Annotated in this window: 16 protein-coding genes; 8 read left to right on the top strand and 8 right to left on the bottom strand. The window is 64.2% G+C overall.

The window, feature by feature from the left end:
- Window positions 1-50 precede the first annotated feature (50 nt).
- The 3 genes from ABZ728_RS20875 (at window position 51) to ABZ728_RS20865 (ending at window position 4,278) form a co-directional block, all read left to right on the top strand.
- Window positions 51-1,061 carry an ABC transporter substrate-binding protein gene (locus ABZ728_RS20875; RefSeq protein ID WP_366658325.1) on the top strand — a complete coding sequence of 337 codons (1,011 nt, stop codon included), beginning with the start codon at window positions 51-53 and terminating at the stop codon, window positions 1,059-1,061.
- 102 nt (window positions 1,062-1,163) lie between these two features.
- A complete protein-coding gene (gene hydA, locus ABZ728_RS20870) occupies window positions 1,164-2,600 on the top strand; it encodes a dihydropyrimidinase (protein ID WP_366658324.1) in 1,437 nt (478 codons plus the stop codon).
- Window positions 2,601-2,685: 85 nt separating this feature from the next.
- Entirely contained in the window at window positions 2,686-4,278 is a 1,593-nt protein-coding gene (locus ABZ728_RS20865; protein WP_366658323.1) for an efflux transporter outer membrane subunit, read from the top strand.
- Here ABZ728_RS20865 and ABZ728_RS20860 read toward each other — a convergent pair.
- The 5 genes from ABZ728_RS20860 to ABZ728_RS20840 form a co-directional block, all read right to left on the bottom strand.
- The gene (locus tag ABZ728_RS20860; protein ID WP_366658322.1) at window positions 4,165-4,758 is read right to left on the bottom strand and encodes a hypothetical protein; all 594 of its coding nucleotides are present in this window, start codon (window positions 4,756-4,758) and stop codon (window positions 4,165-4,167) included. The genes ABZ728_RS20865 and ABZ728_RS20860 overlap by 114 nt on opposite strands.
- A 50-nt stretch (window positions 4,759-4,808) precedes the next feature.
- Window positions 4,809-6,836 (bottom strand): CocE/NonD family hydrolase, encoded by a 2,028-nt coding sequence (locus tag ABZ728_RS20855; RefSeq protein ID WP_366658321.1) that lies wholly within the window; start codon window positions 6,834-6,836, stop codon window positions 4,809-4,811.
- 59 nt (window positions 6,837-6,895) lie between these two features.
- Window positions 6,896-8,191 carry an ATP-grasp domain-containing protein gene (locus ABZ728_RS20850; RefSeq protein ID WP_366658320.1) on the bottom strand — a complete coding sequence of 432 codons (1,296 nt, stop codon included), beginning with the start codon at window positions 8,189-8,191 and terminating at the stop codon, window positions 6,896-6,898.
- An 89-nt stretch (window positions 8,192-8,280) separates the two neighbouring features.
- Window positions 8,281-10,929 carry a cyanophycin synthetase gene (cphA, locus tag ABZ728_RS20845; RefSeq protein ID WP_366658319.1) on the bottom strand — a complete coding sequence of 883 codons (2,649 nt, stop codon included), beginning with the start codon at window positions 10,927-10,929 and terminating at the stop codon, window positions 8,281-8,283.
- Complete coding sequence (locus ABZ728_RS20840) at window positions 10,916-11,791, bottom strand: cyanophycinase (protein ID WP_366658318.1); 876 nt, start codon at window positions 11,789-11,791, stop codon at window positions 10,916-10,918. Before ABZ728_RS20840 ends, cphA begins: the two co-directional genes overlap by 14 nt.
- A gap of 238 nt (window positions 11,792-12,029) precedes the next feature.
- Between ABZ728_RS20840 and cysG the strand changes: the two genes are divergently transcribed.
- Genes cysG through ABZ728_RS20815 form a run of 5 tightly spaced genes read left to right on the top strand, consistent with a single transcriptional unit; the run spans window position 12,030 to window position 16,789 of the window.
- Complete coding sequence (gene cysG, locus ABZ728_RS20835; protein ID WP_366658317.1) at window positions 12,030-13,445, top strand: siroheme synthase CysG; 1,416 nt, start codon at window positions 12,030-12,032, stop codon at window positions 13,443-13,445.
- A gap of 46 nt (window positions 13,446-13,491) precedes the next feature.
- On the top strand, window positions 13,492-13,857 hold the full coding sequence (locus ABZ728_RS20830) for a DUF2849 domain-containing protein (RefSeq protein WP_366658316.1): 366 nt from the start codon (window positions 13,492-13,494) through the stop codon (window positions 13,855-13,857).
- A gap of 52 nt (window positions 13,858-13,909) precedes the next feature.
- The gene (locus ABZ728_RS20825; protein WP_366658314.1) at window positions 13,910-15,574 is read left to right on the top strand and encodes a nitrite/sulfite reductase; all 1,665 of its coding nucleotides are present in this window, start codon (window positions 13,910-13,912) and stop codon (window positions 15,572-15,574) included.
- On the top strand, window positions 15,561-16,073 hold the full coding sequence (locus ABZ728_RS20820) for a DUF934 domain-containing protein (RefSeq protein ID WP_366658312.1): 513 nt from the start codon (window positions 15,561-15,563) through the stop codon (window positions 16,071-16,073). The genes ABZ728_RS20825 and ABZ728_RS20820 overlap by 14 nt, the downstream gene beginning before the upstream one ends.
- Window positions 16,073-16,789, top strand: coding sequence for a phosphoadenylyl-sulfate reductase (locus ABZ728_RS20815; protein WP_366658311.1), 717 nt, complete (start codon window positions 16,073-16,075; stop codon window positions 16,787-16,789). The genes ABZ728_RS20820 and ABZ728_RS20815 overlap by 1 nt, the downstream gene beginning before the upstream one ends.
- Before the next feature lie 33 nt (window positions 16,790-16,822).
- Here ABZ728_RS20815 and ABZ728_RS20810 read toward each other — a convergent pair whose 3' ends face one another.
- The 3 genes from ABZ728_RS20810 to ABZ728_RS20800 form a co-directional block, all read right to left on the bottom strand.
- Window positions 16,823-17,062, bottom strand: a complete 240-nt coding sequence (locus ABZ728_RS20810; protein WP_366658310.1) for a hypothetical protein — start codon at window positions 17,060-17,062, stop codon at window positions 16,823-16,825.
- 79 nt (window positions 17,063-17,141) lie between these two features.
- The gene (locus ABZ728_RS20805) at window positions 17,142-18,146 is read right to left on the bottom strand and encodes an Rpn family recombination-promoting nuclease/putative transposase (RefSeq protein WP_366658309.1); all 1,005 of its coding nucleotides are present in this window, start codon (window positions 18,144-18,146) and stop codon (window positions 17,142-17,144) included.
- A 79-nt stretch (window positions 18,147-18,225) separates the two neighbouring features.
- A complete protein-coding gene (locus tag ABZ728_RS20800; RefSeq protein WP_366658307.1) occupies window positions 18,226-19,443 on the bottom strand; it encodes a threonine synthase in 1,218 nt (405 codons plus the stop codon).
- Window positions 19,444-19,447: the final 4 nt, after the last annotated feature.

Here is a 19,447-nt window from a genome sequence, read left to right as displayed (position 1 = left end):
GCTTGGTGCGGCATGGGTAAATAATCGCAACGATAGGGAACAGGGTAAGGATGAACATGATGAAAAACGCATTGACGGCCGCAGCGGCCTGCGCACTGGTGTCGGGCGTCTCGTTTGGCGCGCAGGCGCAGGACGATTTCACCTTGCAGCTCAAATGGGTCACCCAGGGACAGTTCGCGGGATATTTCGTTGCCGACGAGCAGGGGTTCTACGAGGAAGCGGGTCTCAACGTCACGATCCAGCCCGGCGGTCCCGATATCGCGCCGCCGCAGGTGATTGCCGCTGGCGGCGCCGATGCGATCGTGGAATGGATGCCGGCGGCGCTGGCAGCGCGCGAACGGGGTGTCGATCTGGTCAATGTGGCTCAGATTTTCGACCGGTCGGGCATGATGCTGACCTGCATGGCAGATAGCGGGATCTCGTCGCCGGAAGATTTCCCCGGCCATACCCTGGGCGTGTGGTTCGCCGGCAACGAGTATCCGTTCCTGTCCTGGATGGCGCGGCTGGGCTTCAGCTTCGAGGGGCCGGACGCCGAGGTTACGGTCTTGCGTCAGGGATTCAATGTCGACCCGCTGCTTCAGGGCCAGGCATCGTGTATTTCGACCATGATCTATAACGAATACTGGCAAATTATCGACGCCGGTATTCCCGAAGAGGATCTCGTTACCTTCTTCTACGAGGATCAAGGCGTCGCAACGCTCGAAGACGGGATTTATGTTCTTGCCGAGAATCTCGAGGACGAAGAATTCGTCGACAAGCTCAGCCGGTTCATCGCCGCATCGCTGAGGGGCTGGGAGTACGCCGCGGAAAATCTGGACGAGGCGGCACAGACCATTGTCGACCGCGATCCTTCCGGCGCCGCGACCTTCGACGTCCAGCGCCGCCAGATCGAGAATGTCGTCGGCCTGATTACCTCGGAAACACCGGGCTACCTTGATCCCGAAGCGTTCGATCAGACCGTGGAAGTTCTGCTTTCCGGCGACAGCGCCCCGGTCATCACCGAGGATCCGGGCGAAGCGGCCTGGTCGCACGCCGCCTACGATCAAATGGCCGACGACTGACCCGTCTGCAAATCAGCCTTGCCGGGGCGGCGCGGATAACGCGACCGGCCCGGCGGCCCACGCTGCTGTAGTATCAATTTAGAGACAAGAAGGGGTTCCGCCATGTCCGTCGTGATCAAGGGTGGCACCATCGTCACCGCGGATCGGACGTATCGTGCCGATGTCCTTGTGGAAGGCGAAACCATCGCCGCCGTCGGTCCCGATCTTTCCGGCGACGAGGTTATCGATGCCGCTGGTGCCTATGTGATGCCGGGCGGCATCGATCCGCACACGCATATGGAAATGCCATTCATGGGCACGACCGCGACCGACAATTTCGAGTCCGGCACCGGTGCGGCCCTTGCGGGCGGAACGACGACCATCGTCGACTTCGTCCTGCCGTCGAATGGGCAGTCACTGATCGCCGCGCTCGATGATTGGCACCGGAAAGCGGAAATGGCGCGGACCGATTTCTCGTTCCACATGGCGATCACCTACTGGGGCGACAGCGTCCGCGACGAAATGGAGGCCGTGGTCAAGCGCGGCGTCACAACCTTCAAGCATTTCATGGCGTATAAGGGCGCCCTGATGGTCGACGATGACGAGTTGTACCAGTCTTTCTGCCGGGTCGGTGACCTTGGCGCGCTGGCGCTGGTTCACGCCGAGAACGGCGATGTCGTCCTGCGCCTGCAACAAAAATACATGGCCGAGGGCGTCACCGGTCCCGAAGGGCACGCCTATTCCCGCCCGCCCGAAGTCGAGGGTGAGGCGACCAATCGCGCGATCATGGTGGCAGGCATGGCGGGGACGCCGCTCTATATCGTGCATACGTCATCCATTCCGGCCCATGAGGCCATCGCCCGGGCGCGCGCCAACGGCCAGCGCGTCTTCGGTGAGCCGCTGATTCAGCATCTGGTTCTGGACGACAGCGAGTATCAGAACAAGGACTGGGACCACGCCGCCCAGCGGGTGATGTCGCCGCCATTCCGCAACAAGAAGCATCAGGAAAGCCTGTGGAACGGTCTGGTGTCCGGATCTCTGCAGGTCGTGGCCACGGATCACTGCGCTTTTTCCACCGAGCAGAAGCGGATGGGCAAAGACGATTTCACCAAAATCCCCAACGGTACCGGAGGGTTGGAGGATCGCATGCCGGTGCTCTGGACCCACGGCGTCGGAACGGGACGCCTGACGATGAATGAGTTCGTCGCCGTAACATCGACGAACATTGCGAAGATTCTGAACATGTATCCCCGTAAGGGCGCGATCATGCCCGGCGCTGATGCCGATATCGTCATCTGGGACCCCGAGGCGACGAAAACAATCTCCGCGGCGACGCAGAAATCGGCCATCGACTACAATGTTTTCGAGGGCATCGCCGTCAAAGGCCTGCCCGCCGTCACGTTGTCGCGCGGGCGGGTTGCCTATAAGGACGGGCAAGTGCAGGCCAAACCGGGCGATGGCGCCTTCGTCCCGCGTGAGCCGTTCACGGCGGCGACCCGGGCATTGCGTCATCGGTTCGAGGCGGTCGCGCCGCAGCCCGTTGACCGCTGGGTTCCCTGATTCCGGTCGCTGCTGCGTTCGCTCAATCTTTACGATCGTCGGCTATCAAGGCCCGGTCTGAAGAGATTGTGCGGCGAGGCGTGTGATGCTGAATGATTGCCGGGTTCGGGGCCGGTTCGGGTTGCCGGCGTATGGCATCGTTCCGGCGTTGCCGGGGGTGGCGTTGGCCGCAGGCCTGCTGGCGGGCTGTGCCGGCGGCACTGGTGGGTCGGCCGACCTGCCGGCCCCGGACCGGGGCGTTCCGGCCGACTACGCCGCGACGCCGGTGGCGGACGACCGGCTGGCGACTGCCGATGTGGATTATGCGCCTGATTCCGGCTCGCTTTGGTGGACCGTCTTTGACGATCCGATCCTGAACCGACTGGTCACCGGTGCGTTGCCGGACAATCCTGACGTCATGGTCGCTCGAAGCAGGCTGCGCGAGGCGCGTGCGCTGGCGCGGCAGGACCGGGCGGGTCTGTTCCCGACCTTCGATTTCGGCGCCACGGGCGAGGGGCGGTCGAATATCGGCCTGGACCCGACGGCACCGGCGGACAACACGGGGCTGTTCGACGCCGGTTTCGACGCCGCGTGGGAGATCGATCTGTTCGGTCGCGCGCGCCGTTCGGCCGAGGCGGCCGATGCCGGCGCACAGGCGGCCCAAGCGCGCCTGGCGGGTGTTCTGGTCAGCCTGACGGCCGAGGTCGCGACCGCTTATATCGACCTGCGCAGCGCCCAGGCCACTCTTGCCGTGGTCGACGAATCGATCGATCTTCAGCGCCACACCCGCGATCTCGTCCATGAACAGATGGTCGTGGGGGTGGCCTCGCCCCTGGACGCCGACCGGGCCGAAGCCGCCCTGTTGCGACTGCAGGCCGGACGACCGTCGATACGGGCCGAAATCGACCGGGCCATCAACCGGTTGGCCGTGCTTTCCGGCCGGCCGCCGGGGACAATGAACCCCACGCTTGCCAATCCTCAACCGATACCCGCCGCGTCGGCTGCGCCAGATCCGGGCGTACCGGCGGATCTGCTGCGCCAGCGTCCGGACCTGCGCGCCGCCGAGCAGGATATCGAACAGGCGGCGGCCGGACTCGATGTCGCCGTCGCCGATCTGTACCCGCGACTTTCGATACCGGGGTCCATCTCGATATCGGCCACCGGACTGGGGACCGGCTCGATCGTGCAGACCGTGGTCAGCAGTCTCAGTGCCGTGCTGTCGGTGCCGCTGTTCGATGGCGGGCGTCGCCGGGCGGCCGTCGATGCTGCCGAGGAACAGGCGCATCAGGCGCTCTTTACCTATCGCCGCACGCTGCTTCTGGCGCTGGAGGAGGTCGAGACGGCGCTGGTCGAGCACCGGGAGGCGAGCGACCGTCTGGATATTCTCGAACGGACGCTTGATACCACCGCGCGTGCGACGAACCGGGCGACCGCCCGATTCCAGGGGGGCATGGCCGATTTCCTTGAGGTTCTCGACGCGCAACGGGAGCGCGTGGAAATCGCGCGCGAACGTGCCCAGGCCCGGGCCGATGCGGCGCGTGCCGTCGTCAGGCTTCACAAGGCAATCGGCGGCGGGGTCGGATGGCTAGAAGCGACGCCGCACGCCGATGCTGAAATAGTTGGAGCCGCCGATAACGCTATCGTAGAGCCCGAAGACGCCGGAGCGGTGATGCAATCGGGTCGTCACCGACCAGGGTGACTCGGCCGATGGGGCGGCCTCGATTTCGATCCCCAAATATTGCAGCGCCCGGCTTGTCCTGGTTTGCCGCGTCTCTTCGACACCGGAACGGCCTGTATTATAGGATGTCCCCGTCGTAACGGCCAGACCGGTATAAAGCCGGTCCGACCAGGGAAAACGGTCCCACCGCGCACCCACCGCCGCGACACCTTCCCAATATTCGCCGCTACCGTAGTGACGGTTGATATGGCCTTCGAGATCGAACGACAGGCCGATGCCTGTATCGAAGAGACGATGCGACACCATTACGCCGGTAAAATACGCGTCAGTGAAGTTCCATTGGAGGGACGAAACTTCATGAATGCCCGACAGTGTACCAAAGCCCTGGTTAATCGTGATCGATGTCCGCGGATCGTCGGCAAACGCGGCTGAGGCTGGACCGAGGATGGCATGGATCGCCGCCCAGCCGATGACGAGGCTCTGTCGTATCCCGGATCCCATCACGGAAGTCTCCTCTGCCGGTGATCACGTGCCGGACGTCGGACAAGACCTCAGACCAGAACACGGGCGATCGTTTCGTCCCATTCCTGCTCGTGGACGAGTGTCTCGCCCTCCCATGCGCGCAGTGTTGCTTGCACACGGAAGGCGGTCGGCGTCGAGGTGAGCGTCGTCTGCGTATGCGTCGTGATCGACCAGCCGTCATGGGCCAGGCCCATCGTCCATTCCGCGCGGCCGCTGACGCCTTGCGGATCGGCGGGGTCTGCCACGTACCGCTCGCGCGCCGTCTTGGTAACGGTGATACCTTCATCTACGAGGCGATATTGGCCCGAGCCATCGCGAACGTCCAGAGTGCAGGCGTCGGTGCCCAGATCGTGGGTCAGCTGCCACCCGCCGCCGGACTCCTCGATCTGCTCGATCGCCGGGCGCGGTGCGCTTTCCGGCGGGTCGAACGCCGGCAATTCTGCATCGGCCGGCGAGGTTGTGCGCACCGGTAAATCCAGAGCGCTGTCGTGCGGGAATACGGTGAGCGTCACCGGCTCCGGCGACGGCCAGATCAGCGGGAAATAGTTGGTCGATATTGCCAGACGCAGCCGGTGCCCCGGCGCGAAACGCTGGGCGACCGGCTTCATCGGCACGCGCACCCGATATGTGCGTCCGGGAACCAGCGGCTCCGGTGTCTCGTGACCGTTTCGATGAGTCAGGTTGAAGACGCCATAGGTGACGCGCGTCACCGCCCCATCGGGTGCGACGTCGCCCAGCCGCACCGCGACCTGAGCAACCGGCCGATCCACCGCCAGTGAAAGGTCGAGTGCGGCGTCGCCGGCGATCTCGAACGGTTCGATCAGCGGGTCGGTCTCGAAGACAAGGGCACCGCCGTCGTCGATCCGCTGATCCACCGGCTGGTCGCCAGGTACTGCGTAGGAACACCACTTCCCGGCCGCCTTGCCGCCCATGAGCGGCGACCGCACGGCAAGCGGTGGGCCGGCCGGTTCGGTTCCCGCGGCAAGCGTGAGCCGTCCCCCGGTCGCGAGGCCGAAGGCCGTGCGCGTCACGCTCGATGACGGCCAGGACGGTTCAGCCACCCAGCGCCCGGCGCGGACGGCATAGCCACCCTGGGGCGGAGCGGAATCCTGCATGAACAGCCGCAACATCGGCTCGTCCATGATGCCGGTCTCGCGGCCTTTCAGCCATTGGTCCCACCAGCGCAGCGTTTCCTGCATGAAGCCGACCGCCGGGCCGGGCTTGCCGAGATGGGGGTATTTGTGAGCCCAGGGCCCGATCAGGCCTTTGCGTGGGCCCGACAGATTCTCCATCAAACGAAAAACCGACCGGCAATAGCCGTCGGCCCAGCCGCTAACGGCATAGACCGGAACCTCGATGCGGGTATAGTCTTCTGCGACAGAGCCGTGCCGCCAGAATTCGTCGCGCGTCTGATGCTCCAGCCAGTTCTTCAGCCACAGCCCGCTGTGCCGCAGCCGGTCGAGCCATAACGCGCGCCACGACTCGCCGCGGCTATGCGGATCGGGGGGCAGGGAATTGCGCGCGAACATCTGGGACGCCCAGGACAGATTATCGAGCAGCAGACAGCCGCCCATATAGTGCACGTCATCGGCATAGCGATCATCCGTCGAACACACGGTGATGATGGCCTTCAGCGCCGGCGGCCGGAGCGCGGCAATCTGCAGCCCGTTGAACCCGCCCCAGGAAATGCCGATCATGCCGACATTGCCGTCGCACCAGGGTTGGGCGGCAATCCAGGCAATGGCGTCGACCCCGTCCTGAAGTTCCTGTGCCAGATATTCGTCCAGCAGCAGCCCCTCGGAGTCGCCGGCGCCGCGCAGGTCGAGGCGGATATAGGCATAGCCGTGACCGGCCAGATATTGGCCGTTCATCCGGTCTTCGGGTGCGCACAGGTCGTTCTTGCGATAGGGAATGTATTCCAGCACCGCCGGGACCGGCGCATGCTCTGCGCCCTGCGGCGTCCAGATGCGCGCGGCCAGCCGCACACCGTCGGGCATGGGTATATCGACATGCCGCCATTCGCACACGGCATGCTCGAATTCGGTCACGGCTTTCATATGGATCTCCGGTGTTCGACAGACGGCGCCCGGTTCGGGAGCCTTGCCGTCTTCACTGTCTATCCATCGATCTCGGCGAACTCGAAGTCCAGTCCTTTCAGGACGCGGTCGTAATTCCACAGCAGCGTCGACTGCTTGTTCGCGCCCATCCAGATGCAGGCGACCGCATAGCTGTAGCTGTCCTGTTCGGGAAGATCGGACAGGCGCATGCCTTCGGTCACTTGCGGCGCGATGAAGGTGCCCGGGACCTTCGCGGCGGCGGCAGCCACTTCCTCGGCCGTCGGCACCCGGGTGACCGTGGCGTCAGCGAAGAAGACGCGATAGAAGAACTCCGCGCCGACATTATAGGCACCCTCGCGGTGAGGCATGACCGGACGCCGTCCAAGTCCGAGATCGATGGTTACCTGCTGGTGGGACAGGCCGTCGACCTTTTCGAACAGGTCGCAATGGGATTGCGCGACCCGGGTATTGATTTCCAGCAGCCATATCCGGTCCTGCACCTCGTCCCAGAAGAACTCGATGTTGAACGCCGAATTGTCATAGCCGACATGAGACATCACCGTGCGGGCAAGGTCGCCCATCTTTTTTTGAACCCGCTGCGGCAACTGCGACGGATACAGATAGTAAAAGAAGCTGAGCACCTGCGGATAACGGATCGAGTCGACAATGCCGTAGGGGACGACGTCACCCTCGTAGACATACCCTTCGAGTGTGCATTGACGTCCGCCGATCACCTGTTCGGCCATGCAGCAACGGCCGCTGACGGCGCGGATTTCCTCCGGCAGATCGGCGTGGTCGAGGACGAAGTCGAACGATTCCGCGACCGAGGCGATGCCCTCGCGAAGCCGGCCGATCGCGAAGTCGAAGTCTTCCGGTGAATCGATCCGGAATGCCAGGCGCGAGCCCGAGGATTTGATCGGCTTGACGAAGAACGGGAACGACATGCCGGCTTCGCCGATCCGGGCAAGTGCGGACTCGTCGAACGGGTCGAACCAGGTGAAACCGGGGATGTGGTCGGGGATCACTTCGCGCTGGACGGTTCGGCTCCAGTATTTGTGCTCGCATTTGAGCAGCGATTCCAGAGAGGTGGCGCGGACACCGAATTTGCGGCACAGAATCGGCAGCATCGTGGAGACCGGGAAATCCATATACCCCACGATGGCATCGATGGTGCCGTCGAAGGCGCTGAGCGTTGCCTCGGCTTCCGCCAGCATGGCCGGAATGTCGTAGTCCTCCATCTCGTAGACCCTGGATGGATCGATAACGCCGTGGAACGTGATATCGTCGACGCCGCGCAGTCTCTGCAGCCGTTGGCGGTTGATCTCGTTGAGACCGATGACGAAGATATTTTTCACGATGTTTCCCTTTCCGGCGGGCCGGGTTTGTGGCGGGGATAAAGGCGATCCAACTGCCCGCGGTCCTATCGGTTCCCGTTTGGGCGCGGTCAGCCCGCCAAAGGCGCCGGCCGCGAAAAGCTGCGACCCTTCAGGCGCTGGACGACGCCGTCGATGTCATCGACCAGCAACAGCAGCAGATCTCCCTGGACCGCCGCGTCGATCGCCTTTTCCACCGCTGCATTCTCGGCCATGACGATTTCGACGGTACAGCCGCCTTCGGCTTCGGCGCCGCGCCGGATCAGATCCGCCGCTTCGCCAATCTTGCGGCCGCGCGGATCGGACTCGCAGATATAGAGATGATCCAGCATCCGGGCAATCTGCGCGCCCAGGGCCATCAGATCGTCGTTGCGCCGGTTGCCGGGCGCGCTGGCCACGCCGATTCGACGTCCGCCCCCGCTGAGGCCTGTCACGAGTGGTTCCAGCGCCGTCAGCGCCGGGACATTGTGGCCGTAGTCTATGAGACAGCGAACGCCGTCGGCCTCGATGAGATTGGTCCGTCCGGGGAGCATGCCCGGTGTGGGGAAGAAGCTCTGCAATCCCATTTTGATGTCGCCCAGGGTCAACCCGAGTGCGAAGCCCGCCGCCGCCGCCGCCATGGCGTTTTGAACGTTGAATGGCGCGTGACCCTCGAAGGCGATCGGCATGTCGTCGATCGCGACCACGTCGGCCTCTACCTGACCCTGGCGCATGACGATCCGGCCGCCGGCAAGGCTGCTGCCGCTGCCGCCGGCGACGGTGAACAGGATGCCGTGATCGGCGACATGGGCGCGCAGCGCTTCGGTTTCCGGGCGCATCGAAAAATAGACGATCCGGCCGCTTGCCCAGTATGTTCCCTGATCCATCACCCGCGGGTCGTCGGCGTTGAGCACCGAGGTGCCGTCCGGCTTGACCGCGTCGACGACCACTGTCTTGCAGCGCGCCAGCTCGTCCAGCGTATGAATGTCGTATTCGCCCAGATGGTCGCTGGCGATGTTGAGCAGCACACCCACGTCGCAGGTGTCGAATCCCAGGCCCCGGCGCATGATACCGCCCCGGGCGACTTCGAGCACAGCGTGGTCGACGGTGGGTTCCCTGAGCACGATCTGGGCCGCCATTGGTCCGCTGTAGTCACCGCGCATGATGACGTGATTGTCGATCTCGATCGTGCCGGTGCAGGCCATGCCCACCTGGCGCCCGGACTGGCGCAGCAGATGCGCCAGCAGCCGCGTCGTGGTTGTCTTGCCGTTGGTGCCGGTGATGGCGGCGATCGGAATGCGGCCGTCGTCCGCGGGGTCGGGAAACAGCATGTCGGTGACGGCTTCGCCGACGGCACGGCCCTTGCCGTGGGTCGGCGATAGATGCATGCGGAAGCCCGGCCCGGCATTCACTTCGACGACGCCGGCGGACTGCTCGTCAAGCGGCCGGGTCAGCGTTTCGGCAAGCAGGTCGATGCCGATGATATCGAGGCCGATCAGGCGGCCGATGCGTTCCGCGGCGTATTTGACCTCGGGGTGGACATCATCGGTCACGTCCGTTGCCGTTCCGCCGGTCGAGATGTTCGCGGTCGGCTTCAGCCAGACGACCTCGCCTTCGGGGATCGTGCTGTCGAGGCTCAACCCGGCCTGCGCAATCAGGCGTTCGGTCTGCCGGTCGATGTCGATCTGCGTCAGCAGGTTTTCATGGCCGATGCCGCGCCGTGGATCGCTGTTCTCGCTGTCGATCAATTGCTTCAGTGTCGACCTGCCGTCGCCGGTAACATGGGCCGGACGGCGGCGGGCGGCGGCGACAAGCTTGCCGTCGATCACCAGCAGCCGGTAATCGTCGCCCCTGATGAAACGCTCGACGACCACAGTCTCGTGGCGGGCGAGGGCCGCTTCATAGCCGACCCGCAACTCGGCCTCGTCGGTCATATCGGTGCTGACGCCGCGACCATGATTGCCCACGAGCGGCTTGGTGACGACCGGATAGCCGATGGCCTCGGCCGCCAACACCGCTTCTTCCCAGGTGTGGCAGACACGGCCTGCGGGAACCGGTATGCCGGCGTCACCGAGGATCTGCTTGGTCCAGTCCTTGTCATCGGCGATGCCGTGGCCAAGGATCGACGTTTTCCAGGTGACGGTTGCCTGCAGGCGCTGCTGCCTGGCGCCGTGGCCAAGCTGGATGTAGCTCGTATCATCGGTCAATCGGTACCAGGGTATGCCGCGGGCCTTGGCGGCATCGACGATGGCGGCGGTCGAGGGGCCGAGCATATGCGCGTCGCGGACAACCTTGAGGCGCGCGATGACGGCGTCCATGTCGGCATCGCCGCCGTTGAAAAGGCGGTCGACGATGTCGACTGCTTCGCGCCCGGCGGCCAGACCGCAGGCCTCGTCGCGATAGCGATAGCAGACATTGTAGATGCCGGGATCATAGCTATCGACCGTCTTGCCGTAGCCGACCGAGAAGCCGATCATGTTCTGCAACTCGATCGCCACATGTTCCGTGATGTGGCCGGCGTAGGTTCCGTAAGCGACCCGCTGCAGGAACCCGCCGCGTTCTCCGACCGAGCAGCGGTGTTCGACGATGCCGGGCATCAGTTGCTGCAAACGGTCGACCATTCCGGGAACCTGGTCGCTGGGTCTGGTCTCAAGTGCGCCGATATCAAGGCGCATGAATATCGTCAGGTAGCGGTTATAGTAGTTCGGGCCGCGAAGTGCCCGTTGTTCAAGAATCTGCAATTCTGGCGTCCCTTTTTGCCCGATCGACCTCGTCGGGCTGGAGAAATCGACGTGTGCCGACGTCGAAACCATGGCCGCTGGTCAGGGCATGCATAATGACGTGTTCTAGTGCCAGCGGATCGCCGTTATGCGCATCGGTTACATTGGAACTGCGCAGGTCGGAACTGTCAACGACGATAATATGGCCCGGCCCGATCGCTTCGAGTATCGGTCCGCGGGATCCGGGATACAGAATTACCGCTGCGTCTTCGCCGATTCCGACGCCGGTGTACTCCGGATTGGTCGCACCGACCTCCATCAGCCGGGTGAATCGGCCGCGTTCCAGGAAATGACTGTCGATAACGATGCCTTCAACGAAGCCCAGACCTGCACTCATGTTAACGGCCCCCTTTTTCAGGGCGTCGGCGGCAGCGCCGTTATAAATCATCGTGGCCGACATCGCGGCGGCACCTGCGCTGGTGCCGGCGACCACGGCGCCTTCTGTGCGCCTTTTTCGAATGGCTTCCAGCAAGGGCGAGCCGCCCAGAACATGGGTCAGGCGAAGCTGGTCGCCGCCGGTGATGAAGATCGTGCCGCAGGAGCGGACAGCGTCGATAGTAGCTGAATCGCGTGCATCCTCGCGCTTGCGAACGTTCAGGTGAATTACCTCCGTCGCGCCCAGCTCTTCGAACACGGTTTCATACTGTGGATAGACTTCGTCGGGTATGCCGCTTGCGGTTGTGAGGACGCCGACCTTCGCGTTGTCGGGGGGCGCATAACTGAAGAGGCGCTTCATGATTTCCGAGTCGGACGTCTTGTCTTCCGCGCCGCCAATGGCGATCAGCGCCCCGATCGACAATGATCCTTCATTTGTTGCTGTCATTCGTGACCACTTTCGATCCTCGGGAACTCGATGGCGGTGGCGATGCCGGAGCCGCCCATGGCGAAGCATCATACCATGCGAAAGGTTAACGGTGTTCGCACCGCACAACCATCATAATCCGGCATTTTAGCCACCTGCATATACAACATAATTTGCATGTAAAAATGTAAAAACTCTTTTCTCCACGCTGTGAATGTGTTTATGTCGGAAATGCACCTTCGAACTGGAATATATAGATATGCTGCACTTTCCGGTTTTCATGAAATTCAGCCGCCGCCCGGTCCTGCTGATCGGGGCGGGTGACGCCGCGGCCGCCAAGGCGTCACTGCTTTTGGCGGCGGGCGCCGATCTGCGCGTTCTGCCTGCTGGCGACACGCCGGTGGCGGCGATGGAAAGCCATGTCCGTGACCGCGGCGTCACCATCATCGATGGCGCGATCGAAACCGTCGACCTGACAGACAAACATGCCTGCGTGGTATCCGCCTGCGGCGATGGCCGCGACGAAGTGGTGGCCGCGCGCATGGCCGGATCCGGCACGCCGTTCAATGCCGTTGATCGGCCGGATCTGTCGACCTTCATCGTTCCGGCCATCGTCGATCGCGGTGATGTCGTCGTGGCCGTCGGCACCGGCGGTGGCGCACCGGTCCTGGCCCGGCGGTTGCGCGAACGGATCGAAGCACTGCTTCCCGAGGGCATAGGCCGGCTTGGTGCCTTCATCGCCGCCCATCGCGCGCCGATTGCCGCCTGGTCGACCGCCGCCCGGCGCCGGTTCTGGGAGCGGGTGATCGACGGTCCGATCGGCGCGGCGGTGTTGGCCGGCCGCGAGGGCGAGGCGGCAGCAGGTGTCGCGTCGTTGCGCGATGCGCAAACAGGCGAGGACGCGGTCGGTTCGGTGCAACTGGTCGGCGCCGGTCCCGGCGATCCGGATCTGCTGACGGTCAAGGCCCTGCGTGCGTTGCAGGACGCCGACATCGTCCTTTATGACGATCTGGTGACCGCACCGATTCTGGACCGCATTCGCCGGGACGCCGAAAAGGTGTTCGTCGGCAAGCGCGCCGGGACGCCCGGTCTCGGGCAGGAGGCGATCCACCGGCTGATGATCGACCACGCCCGTTCTGGTCGCGCGGTGGTGCGGCTGAAGGGCGGCGACCCCTTCGTTTTCGGTCGTGGTGGCGAAGAAATCGAAGCTCTGCGGGAAGCGGGGATCGCGTTCGACGTCGTTCCCGGCATTACGGCCGCAGTTGGCTGTGCAGCGTCGCTGGAATTGCCGTTGACGCATCGGCGCCTGGCGTCGCGGCTGGCGACGGTTGCCGCGCACCGGCGCGCCGACGCAGAGGCGGTGAACTGGCAGCCCCTGGCGGACGAGGACACCACCGTGGCGGTTTATATGGGGCGGAGTGCCGCCGCGACGGTCGCCAACGGGCTCATCGCCGCCGGACGCGCGCCGGACACACCGGTTGCTGTCATTGCTTCCGGGACCCGCCCTGATGCCGTGACGCATGTCGGCCGCCTCGACGGTCTGCCGGCATTGGCCGCGCTGACCGCCGCGACGCCGTCGGCGCCGGTGCTGTTCATCGTCGGCGATGTCGTAAGCCTGTCGCGACCCTGGATCGACGCTGCCGAGACGCGCTTCCTTGCTGTCGCTGGCGAATAGCCCGTCCTTTTCCAATCATGTTCGAACCCGCAAGCACGAGGGCAGAATGACGTCTCCCCATCAACAGAAGCTCCGCGTGAAGGGGCCCGTCGTGGTGACCGCGAATGGTTTGGCCGATGGTGGGGTTCTCTGGTGGACCGGCAGCGGCTGGTCGCGATCGTTGCCGGGCGCCATCGTCGTGACGACGGAAGACGCGGCCAGGGCGCTGCTGGTCGATGCGGACGCTGACCCACGCGCCGTGGGCGCCTATGTCGCGCCGGTCATTCGGGACGATGACGGCACGGTCCGGCCAGGGAACCTTCGCGAGCGCATCCGCGCGTCGGGTCCGACAACGCCGATACCGAAATATGCCGGCGACCGGTCAGCCACGGCGGCGGCTGGGCTGGATCCGACAGTCGGCCCCGTTTCCTGAGACCGGCGTTCCGGCTTTTCAGGCCCCCGGCAATGCTATCGAGAAAGCGACCATGTATCAGTACGACGAACACGATCAGGCTCTGGTCTCCGCCCGCGTTGACCAGTTCCGCGACCAGGTGGCCCGCCGTCTTTCCGGAGAACTGACCGAGGACGAATTCAAGCCGCTGCGGCTGATGAATGGCGTTTATCTTCAACTCCATGCCTATATGCTGCGCATCGCCATCCCGTATGGCACCCTCTCGTCGGACCAGATGCGGGTGCTGGCGCATGTCGCGCGGACCTATGACCGCGGCTACGGCCATTTCACGACGCGGCAGAACATCCAGTTCAACTGGATCGCGCTCAAGGATCTGCCCGACGCGATGGCCGATCTGGCGGCGGCGCAGATGCACGGCATCCAGACCAGCGGCAATTGCATCCGCAACGTCACCACCGACGCCTTTGCCGGTGTCGCGCCTGACGAGATCGCCGATCCGCGCATCTGGGCGGAGATCCTGCGCCAGTGGTCCAGCCTGCATCCGGAATTCTCGTTCCTGCCGCGCAAGTTCAAGATTGCACTGACCGGATCGCCCAACGACCGGGCGGCAGTACAGGTTCACGACATCGGCCTGCGCATGCGCCGGCGCGATGGCAAGGCCGACGGGGATGTCGGCTTCGAAGTGCTGGTCGGCGGCGGTCTCGGCCGGACGCCGTTCCTGGGCAAGACGATCGCCGAGTTTGTCGAGCCGTCGGATCTGCTGAGCTATGTCGAGGCGATTCTGCGCGTCTACAACGCCCACGGACGGCGCGACAATATCTACAAGGCCCGCATCAAGATCCTGGTCCACGATCTGGGTATCGACGCCTTCCGCCGCGAAGTCGATGCGGTGTTCGAGACGATCCGCGGCGGGGCGCTGACGCTGACCGATGACATGATTTCGGCGGTCGCGGAGCGCTTCACGGAGCACGCTTATGAATCGCTCGACGGCGACGATCCGGCGCTGGCGGGCGCGCTGATGGAGCCGGCTTTTGCCCGATGGCATCGGGCATCGGTGAGCCCGCACCGCAAGCCCGGCTATGCCGCAGTGACGGTGTCGCTGAAGCCGGAAGACGGCGCGCCGGGGGACGCGACCGCCGCCCAGATCGAGGCCCTGGCCGATCTGTCGGACCGGTTCGGCTTCGGTGAACTTCGGATTACGCACCAGCAGAACGTGGTTCTGCCCCATGTCCGTCAGCGCGATCTTCCGGCACTTTACGCCGCTTTGGCCGAGTCCGGACTGTCGACGGCCAATGTCGGCCATCTGACCGACATCATCGCCTGCCCGGGGCTGGATTTCTGCAGTCTGGCCAACACGCGGTCCATTCCCATTGCCCAGGCAATCACACGCCGCTTTGCCGATATTGACCGCGTGCACGGCATTGGTCCCGTCCGCATCAACATTTCTGGCTGCATCAATGCTTGCGGACACCATCATGTCGGGCATATAGGCCTTCTCGGCGTCGAGAAGCAGGGCCAGGAAGTCTACCAGATCACGCTTGGCGGCCGGTCCGACGACGATGCCACGCTTGGTCAGTTGCTGGGCCCGGCCGTGCCCGCCGACCGCGTCGTCGACGTGGTTGAAGACCTGATCGACACTTATCTCGCCCATAGGCACGGACCCGAAGAGCGGTTCATCGATCTGGTCGGGCGTCTGGGGATCGAGCCATTCAAGGAGCAAGCCAATGCCGCTGCTTAAGCACGGTCGACCGGTAGCGGATGTATGGATTGCCGTTGCGGATGCTACGGCGCCGCCTGCGGGCGACCACCTTCTCCTCACGGCCGACCAACTGGCTGACTACGGTGCGGTGCCTGTGGAGGCGCGGCCCGATGCCCGATGGGGGGTCACATGGCCCAACGACCGGCCGGTGTCGGATCTGGCACCCCATCTGGATCGACTGTCGCTGGTCTGTCTGTCCTTTCCGACCTTCAAGGACGGCAGGGCATACAGCCAGGCGCGTCAACTGCGCGAGCATTACGGCTTCAGCGGCGAAATCCGGGCGACCGGTCAGGTACTCCGGGACCAGTTCGCCTTCATGGTGCGTGCCGGCTTTGACGCCTTGCTGGTCGCCCGCGATGCCGACGCGGACGCGTTCGACCGCGAGGTTGCGAGCATTCCCGTTGTGTATCAACCCGGCGCCGATAACCGCATGACAGCATTCAGAGCCCGCGTAGGCGGGGCGGGAGTGGCCAGCTGATGGTGGACCTGGACGCATCTCTGACCGAAAAGGCCCGCATCCTGAACGCGAGCCTGGAAGGTGCGGCGCCGGAAGTCGTGATCGATGCCATCCGTGAAACCGTTGCCCCCGGCAGGTTCGCGGTGGTGTCATCGTTCGGTACGGAATCGGCCGTGCTGCTCGACGCGATGGCGCGGGTGGATGGCACCATCGAGGTGTTGCTGCTCGACACCGGCTGGCTTTTCCCGGAGACGCTGGACTATCGCGACCGGCTGGTGGACCGCCTGAGGTTGACGAATGTCCGCTCGCTGCATCCCGATGCCGCAGATCAGGCGGAGCGCGACCCGGAGGAATTCCTGTGGGCTTCGGATCCCGATGCGTGCTGTCACATGCGCAAGGTAAGGCCGCTGGAACGCGCGCTGGACGGGATGGCGGCGTGGGCCAATGGGCGCAAGCGCTATCACGGCGGCCAGCGGTCACGCATACCGGTCGTCGAGGTCGAGGGGCCGCGCCTCAAAGTCAATCCGCTGGCAGCGCTTGATCCAAAGGACGTCGAGCAGAGGTTCGAGAGTCTGAATCTGCCGCGCCATCCGATGCAGGACAAGGGGTATGACAGTGTCGGCTGCATTCCCTGCACCTCGCGCCGGCGTCCCGGCGAAGAGGTGCGGGACGGCCGGTGGCGCGGTATGGCCAAGACCGAGTGCGGCATACACATGCTCGGCCCCGTCGGCTGCTGATCGTCTGCTCGTCGCGACGATCAGGCGACGGCCCTAATGCTGCGAGAATCCGTCTAGCACGTGATCAAGTGTCGGTGCGGCCAGCGCCCGCCCGGTCGCTGTTTCAAGCGCCTCGACAGACTGCATTCTGATCCGGTTTTTCACACTCTGATCGAGCGGGTGAAAGCGGGCTTCGAGGACCCGGATGAGGCTTTCGGCCATTCCTTCGGCCTTTCCCTGCACCAGCCCCTGCAGGCGGCCTTCTTCCTGCCATTGACGGATCGCGATCGACATGAAGATATTCTCTTCGTGTGTGGCGGGGCGGGGTGCCAAAGTGACCTGACAAGGATCTCTCCCCGGCAGATCCCTGTCGCTAATGGTGCGTCAATCCGTCGAGCGCCTGCTCAAACGTCGGTGCGACGAGTGCACGTTTGGTCGCCATGCTGAGGGCGTCGGCTGATTGGTTCCGGATCCGGCTCTTGACATCCTCGTCGAGTTCGTGGAAGCGGGTTTCAAGGATCTGGATAAGGCTATCGGCCATTCCTTTGGCCATTCCCTCTGTTATTCCTTCGGCTTTTCCCTCGGCCTTCCCCTGTACCAGCCCCTGCAGGCGGCCTTCTTCCTGCCATTGACGGATCGCGATCGACATGACGGTGTCCTCCTCCTGCGGTCGGGCTGCGGATATCAGCTGTTGCCAGCCATCGCGGTCGATGGAAGGCTGGGTCGTCAGGATATATTGGATCAGCTGTTTCAGCAATTGCGTGTCGGCTGCCGGCAGCTCAAGGATCCGCACCAGGGTGTCGAACGCCGCCGGTTCCTCGCGCAGATGCTTGAGCGCCAGGAACACCGCGGCGACGTCGCGATGGTTGGACAGGGCGTTGTCGGGACGTTCGTTCAGGTGATGGACGGTGTAGCGGAGGTCGCGGAGCTGCTCCTTGAGCGGCGCGTCGGCATCGATGCAATCGATGATCGCGGTCGGGACGCTCCACGGCTGGCGGCCATGGTAGAACACGATCGGGATGATCGGCGGCAGCCGGCGGAAATTCCCGTCCGGAGCATCGCCATGCCGGCGCCAGATGCGCAGCAGATAGGTGCCCAGCTGGATCGGCGTCGCCGGGTCGACCGAACTCTTGTGCTCCAGCAGGGCATAGACGAAGGCCGATCGCCCGTCGCGGGTCTGCACCCGGAACAGCCGGTCGCTCTGGCTGTTGGCGAGGTCCTCGTCGATGAAGCTGCCGTCGATCGGCTCCGGCAGCGCATGCCCCAGCATCGGTGCGATCTCCGGCGGGAGATAGTCGTTCAGAACCGCTGCCGCACGGCGCGGGTCGTCGAGCAGCGCCTTGAAAAGGTCATCATGAGGAGTAGTGGGGGGCGGCATGTCACCAGCGGGGCGGTTCGCAATGTAACGCCCGCACTGGTAGTGGTTTCGATGGGATGTTGCAATTTTTTCTTGTTTACTACAGTGCCGCGTAATCGATCGGGGCGTGCCGGTCGATGCTGCGGGTGACCTCGGGCAGGGGGTATTTCAGGCCGGTGGCGCAGTTGAACAGGACGCAACGATCGGTCGCCGCGACCTTGCCGTCGGCCAGCGCCTGACGATAAGCCGCATAAGTGGCCGCCCCTTCCGGGCACAACAGTAGCCCTTCGCCCGCCGCCACTTCGTCACGGGCCGCCATGATCGTGTCGTCGTCGATGGCGATGGCGAACCCGCCGCTTTCGCGAACAGCGCGCAGGATCAGGAAATCGCCGACTGCGACCGGTACGCGAATGCCGGCGGCGACCGTGTGGGCGTTTTCCCACAGCGGGGCGTGCTCCTCGCCGGCCTCATAGGCCTTGACGATCGGCGCGCAACCGGTGGCCTGGACGGCGACCATGCGGGGTTTCTTCCCCGATATCCAGCCCATGGCCTCCAGTTCGGCGAAAGCCTTCCACATGCCGATCAGTCCGGTGCCGCCACCAGTGGGATAAAAAATGACGTCGGGCAGTTCCCAGCCGAGTTGCTCGGCCAGTTCCAGGCCCATCGTCTTTTTACCCTCGATCCGATACGGCTCCTTGAGGGTGGAAACGTCGAACCAGCCGGCAGCGGCCTTGCCGTCGCCGACGATCTTGCCGCAATCGTTGATCAGGCCGTTGACCCGGTAGACCCTCGCGCCCTGGGCCTGGATCTCGCGGACATTGATCTCGGGCGTGTCATCCGGGCAGAAGACCGTTGCCCGCTGCCCGGCCCGGCCGGCATAGGCCGCCAGAGCGGCACCGGCATTGCCGTTCGTCGGCATGGCCAGATGGTTCAGTCCCAGTTCCTTTGCCATCGCTACCGCCATGACCAGCCCGCGTGCCTTGAAACTTCCGGTCGGCAGATGGCCTTCATCCTTGACCGAGAGTCGGCCGGCCCCGCCGGCGAGCTTTGGCAGGTCGATCAGGGGGGTGACGACCTCGCCCAGCGAAACCCGGTTCTCCGCCCGGCGCACCGGCAGCATCTCGCGGTACCGCCAGAGCCCCTCAAACTGGCGTCCCGCCAGCACATCTTTGGAGAAAGCGGCTTTCAGCGCATCCAGATCGTAACGCACCAGAAGCGGCTTGCCCGCCTTCGAGAGGTTGTGCGGCTGGTCGGCTTCATACCGCTCTCCCGTCATCGAGCATTCGAGATGGGTGACGAAGGTAGGTGTTTGGCTCATGTCG

This window comes from Fodinicurvata sp. EGI_FJ10296 (assembly GCF_040712075.1).
Lineage (GTDB): Bacteria > Pseudomonadota > Alphaproteobacteria > DSM-16000 > Inquilinaceae > JBFCVL01.
The sequence above is the reverse complement of the archived record's forward strand: the minus strand, read 5'-3'. Positions and strand labels throughout refer to the sequence as shown.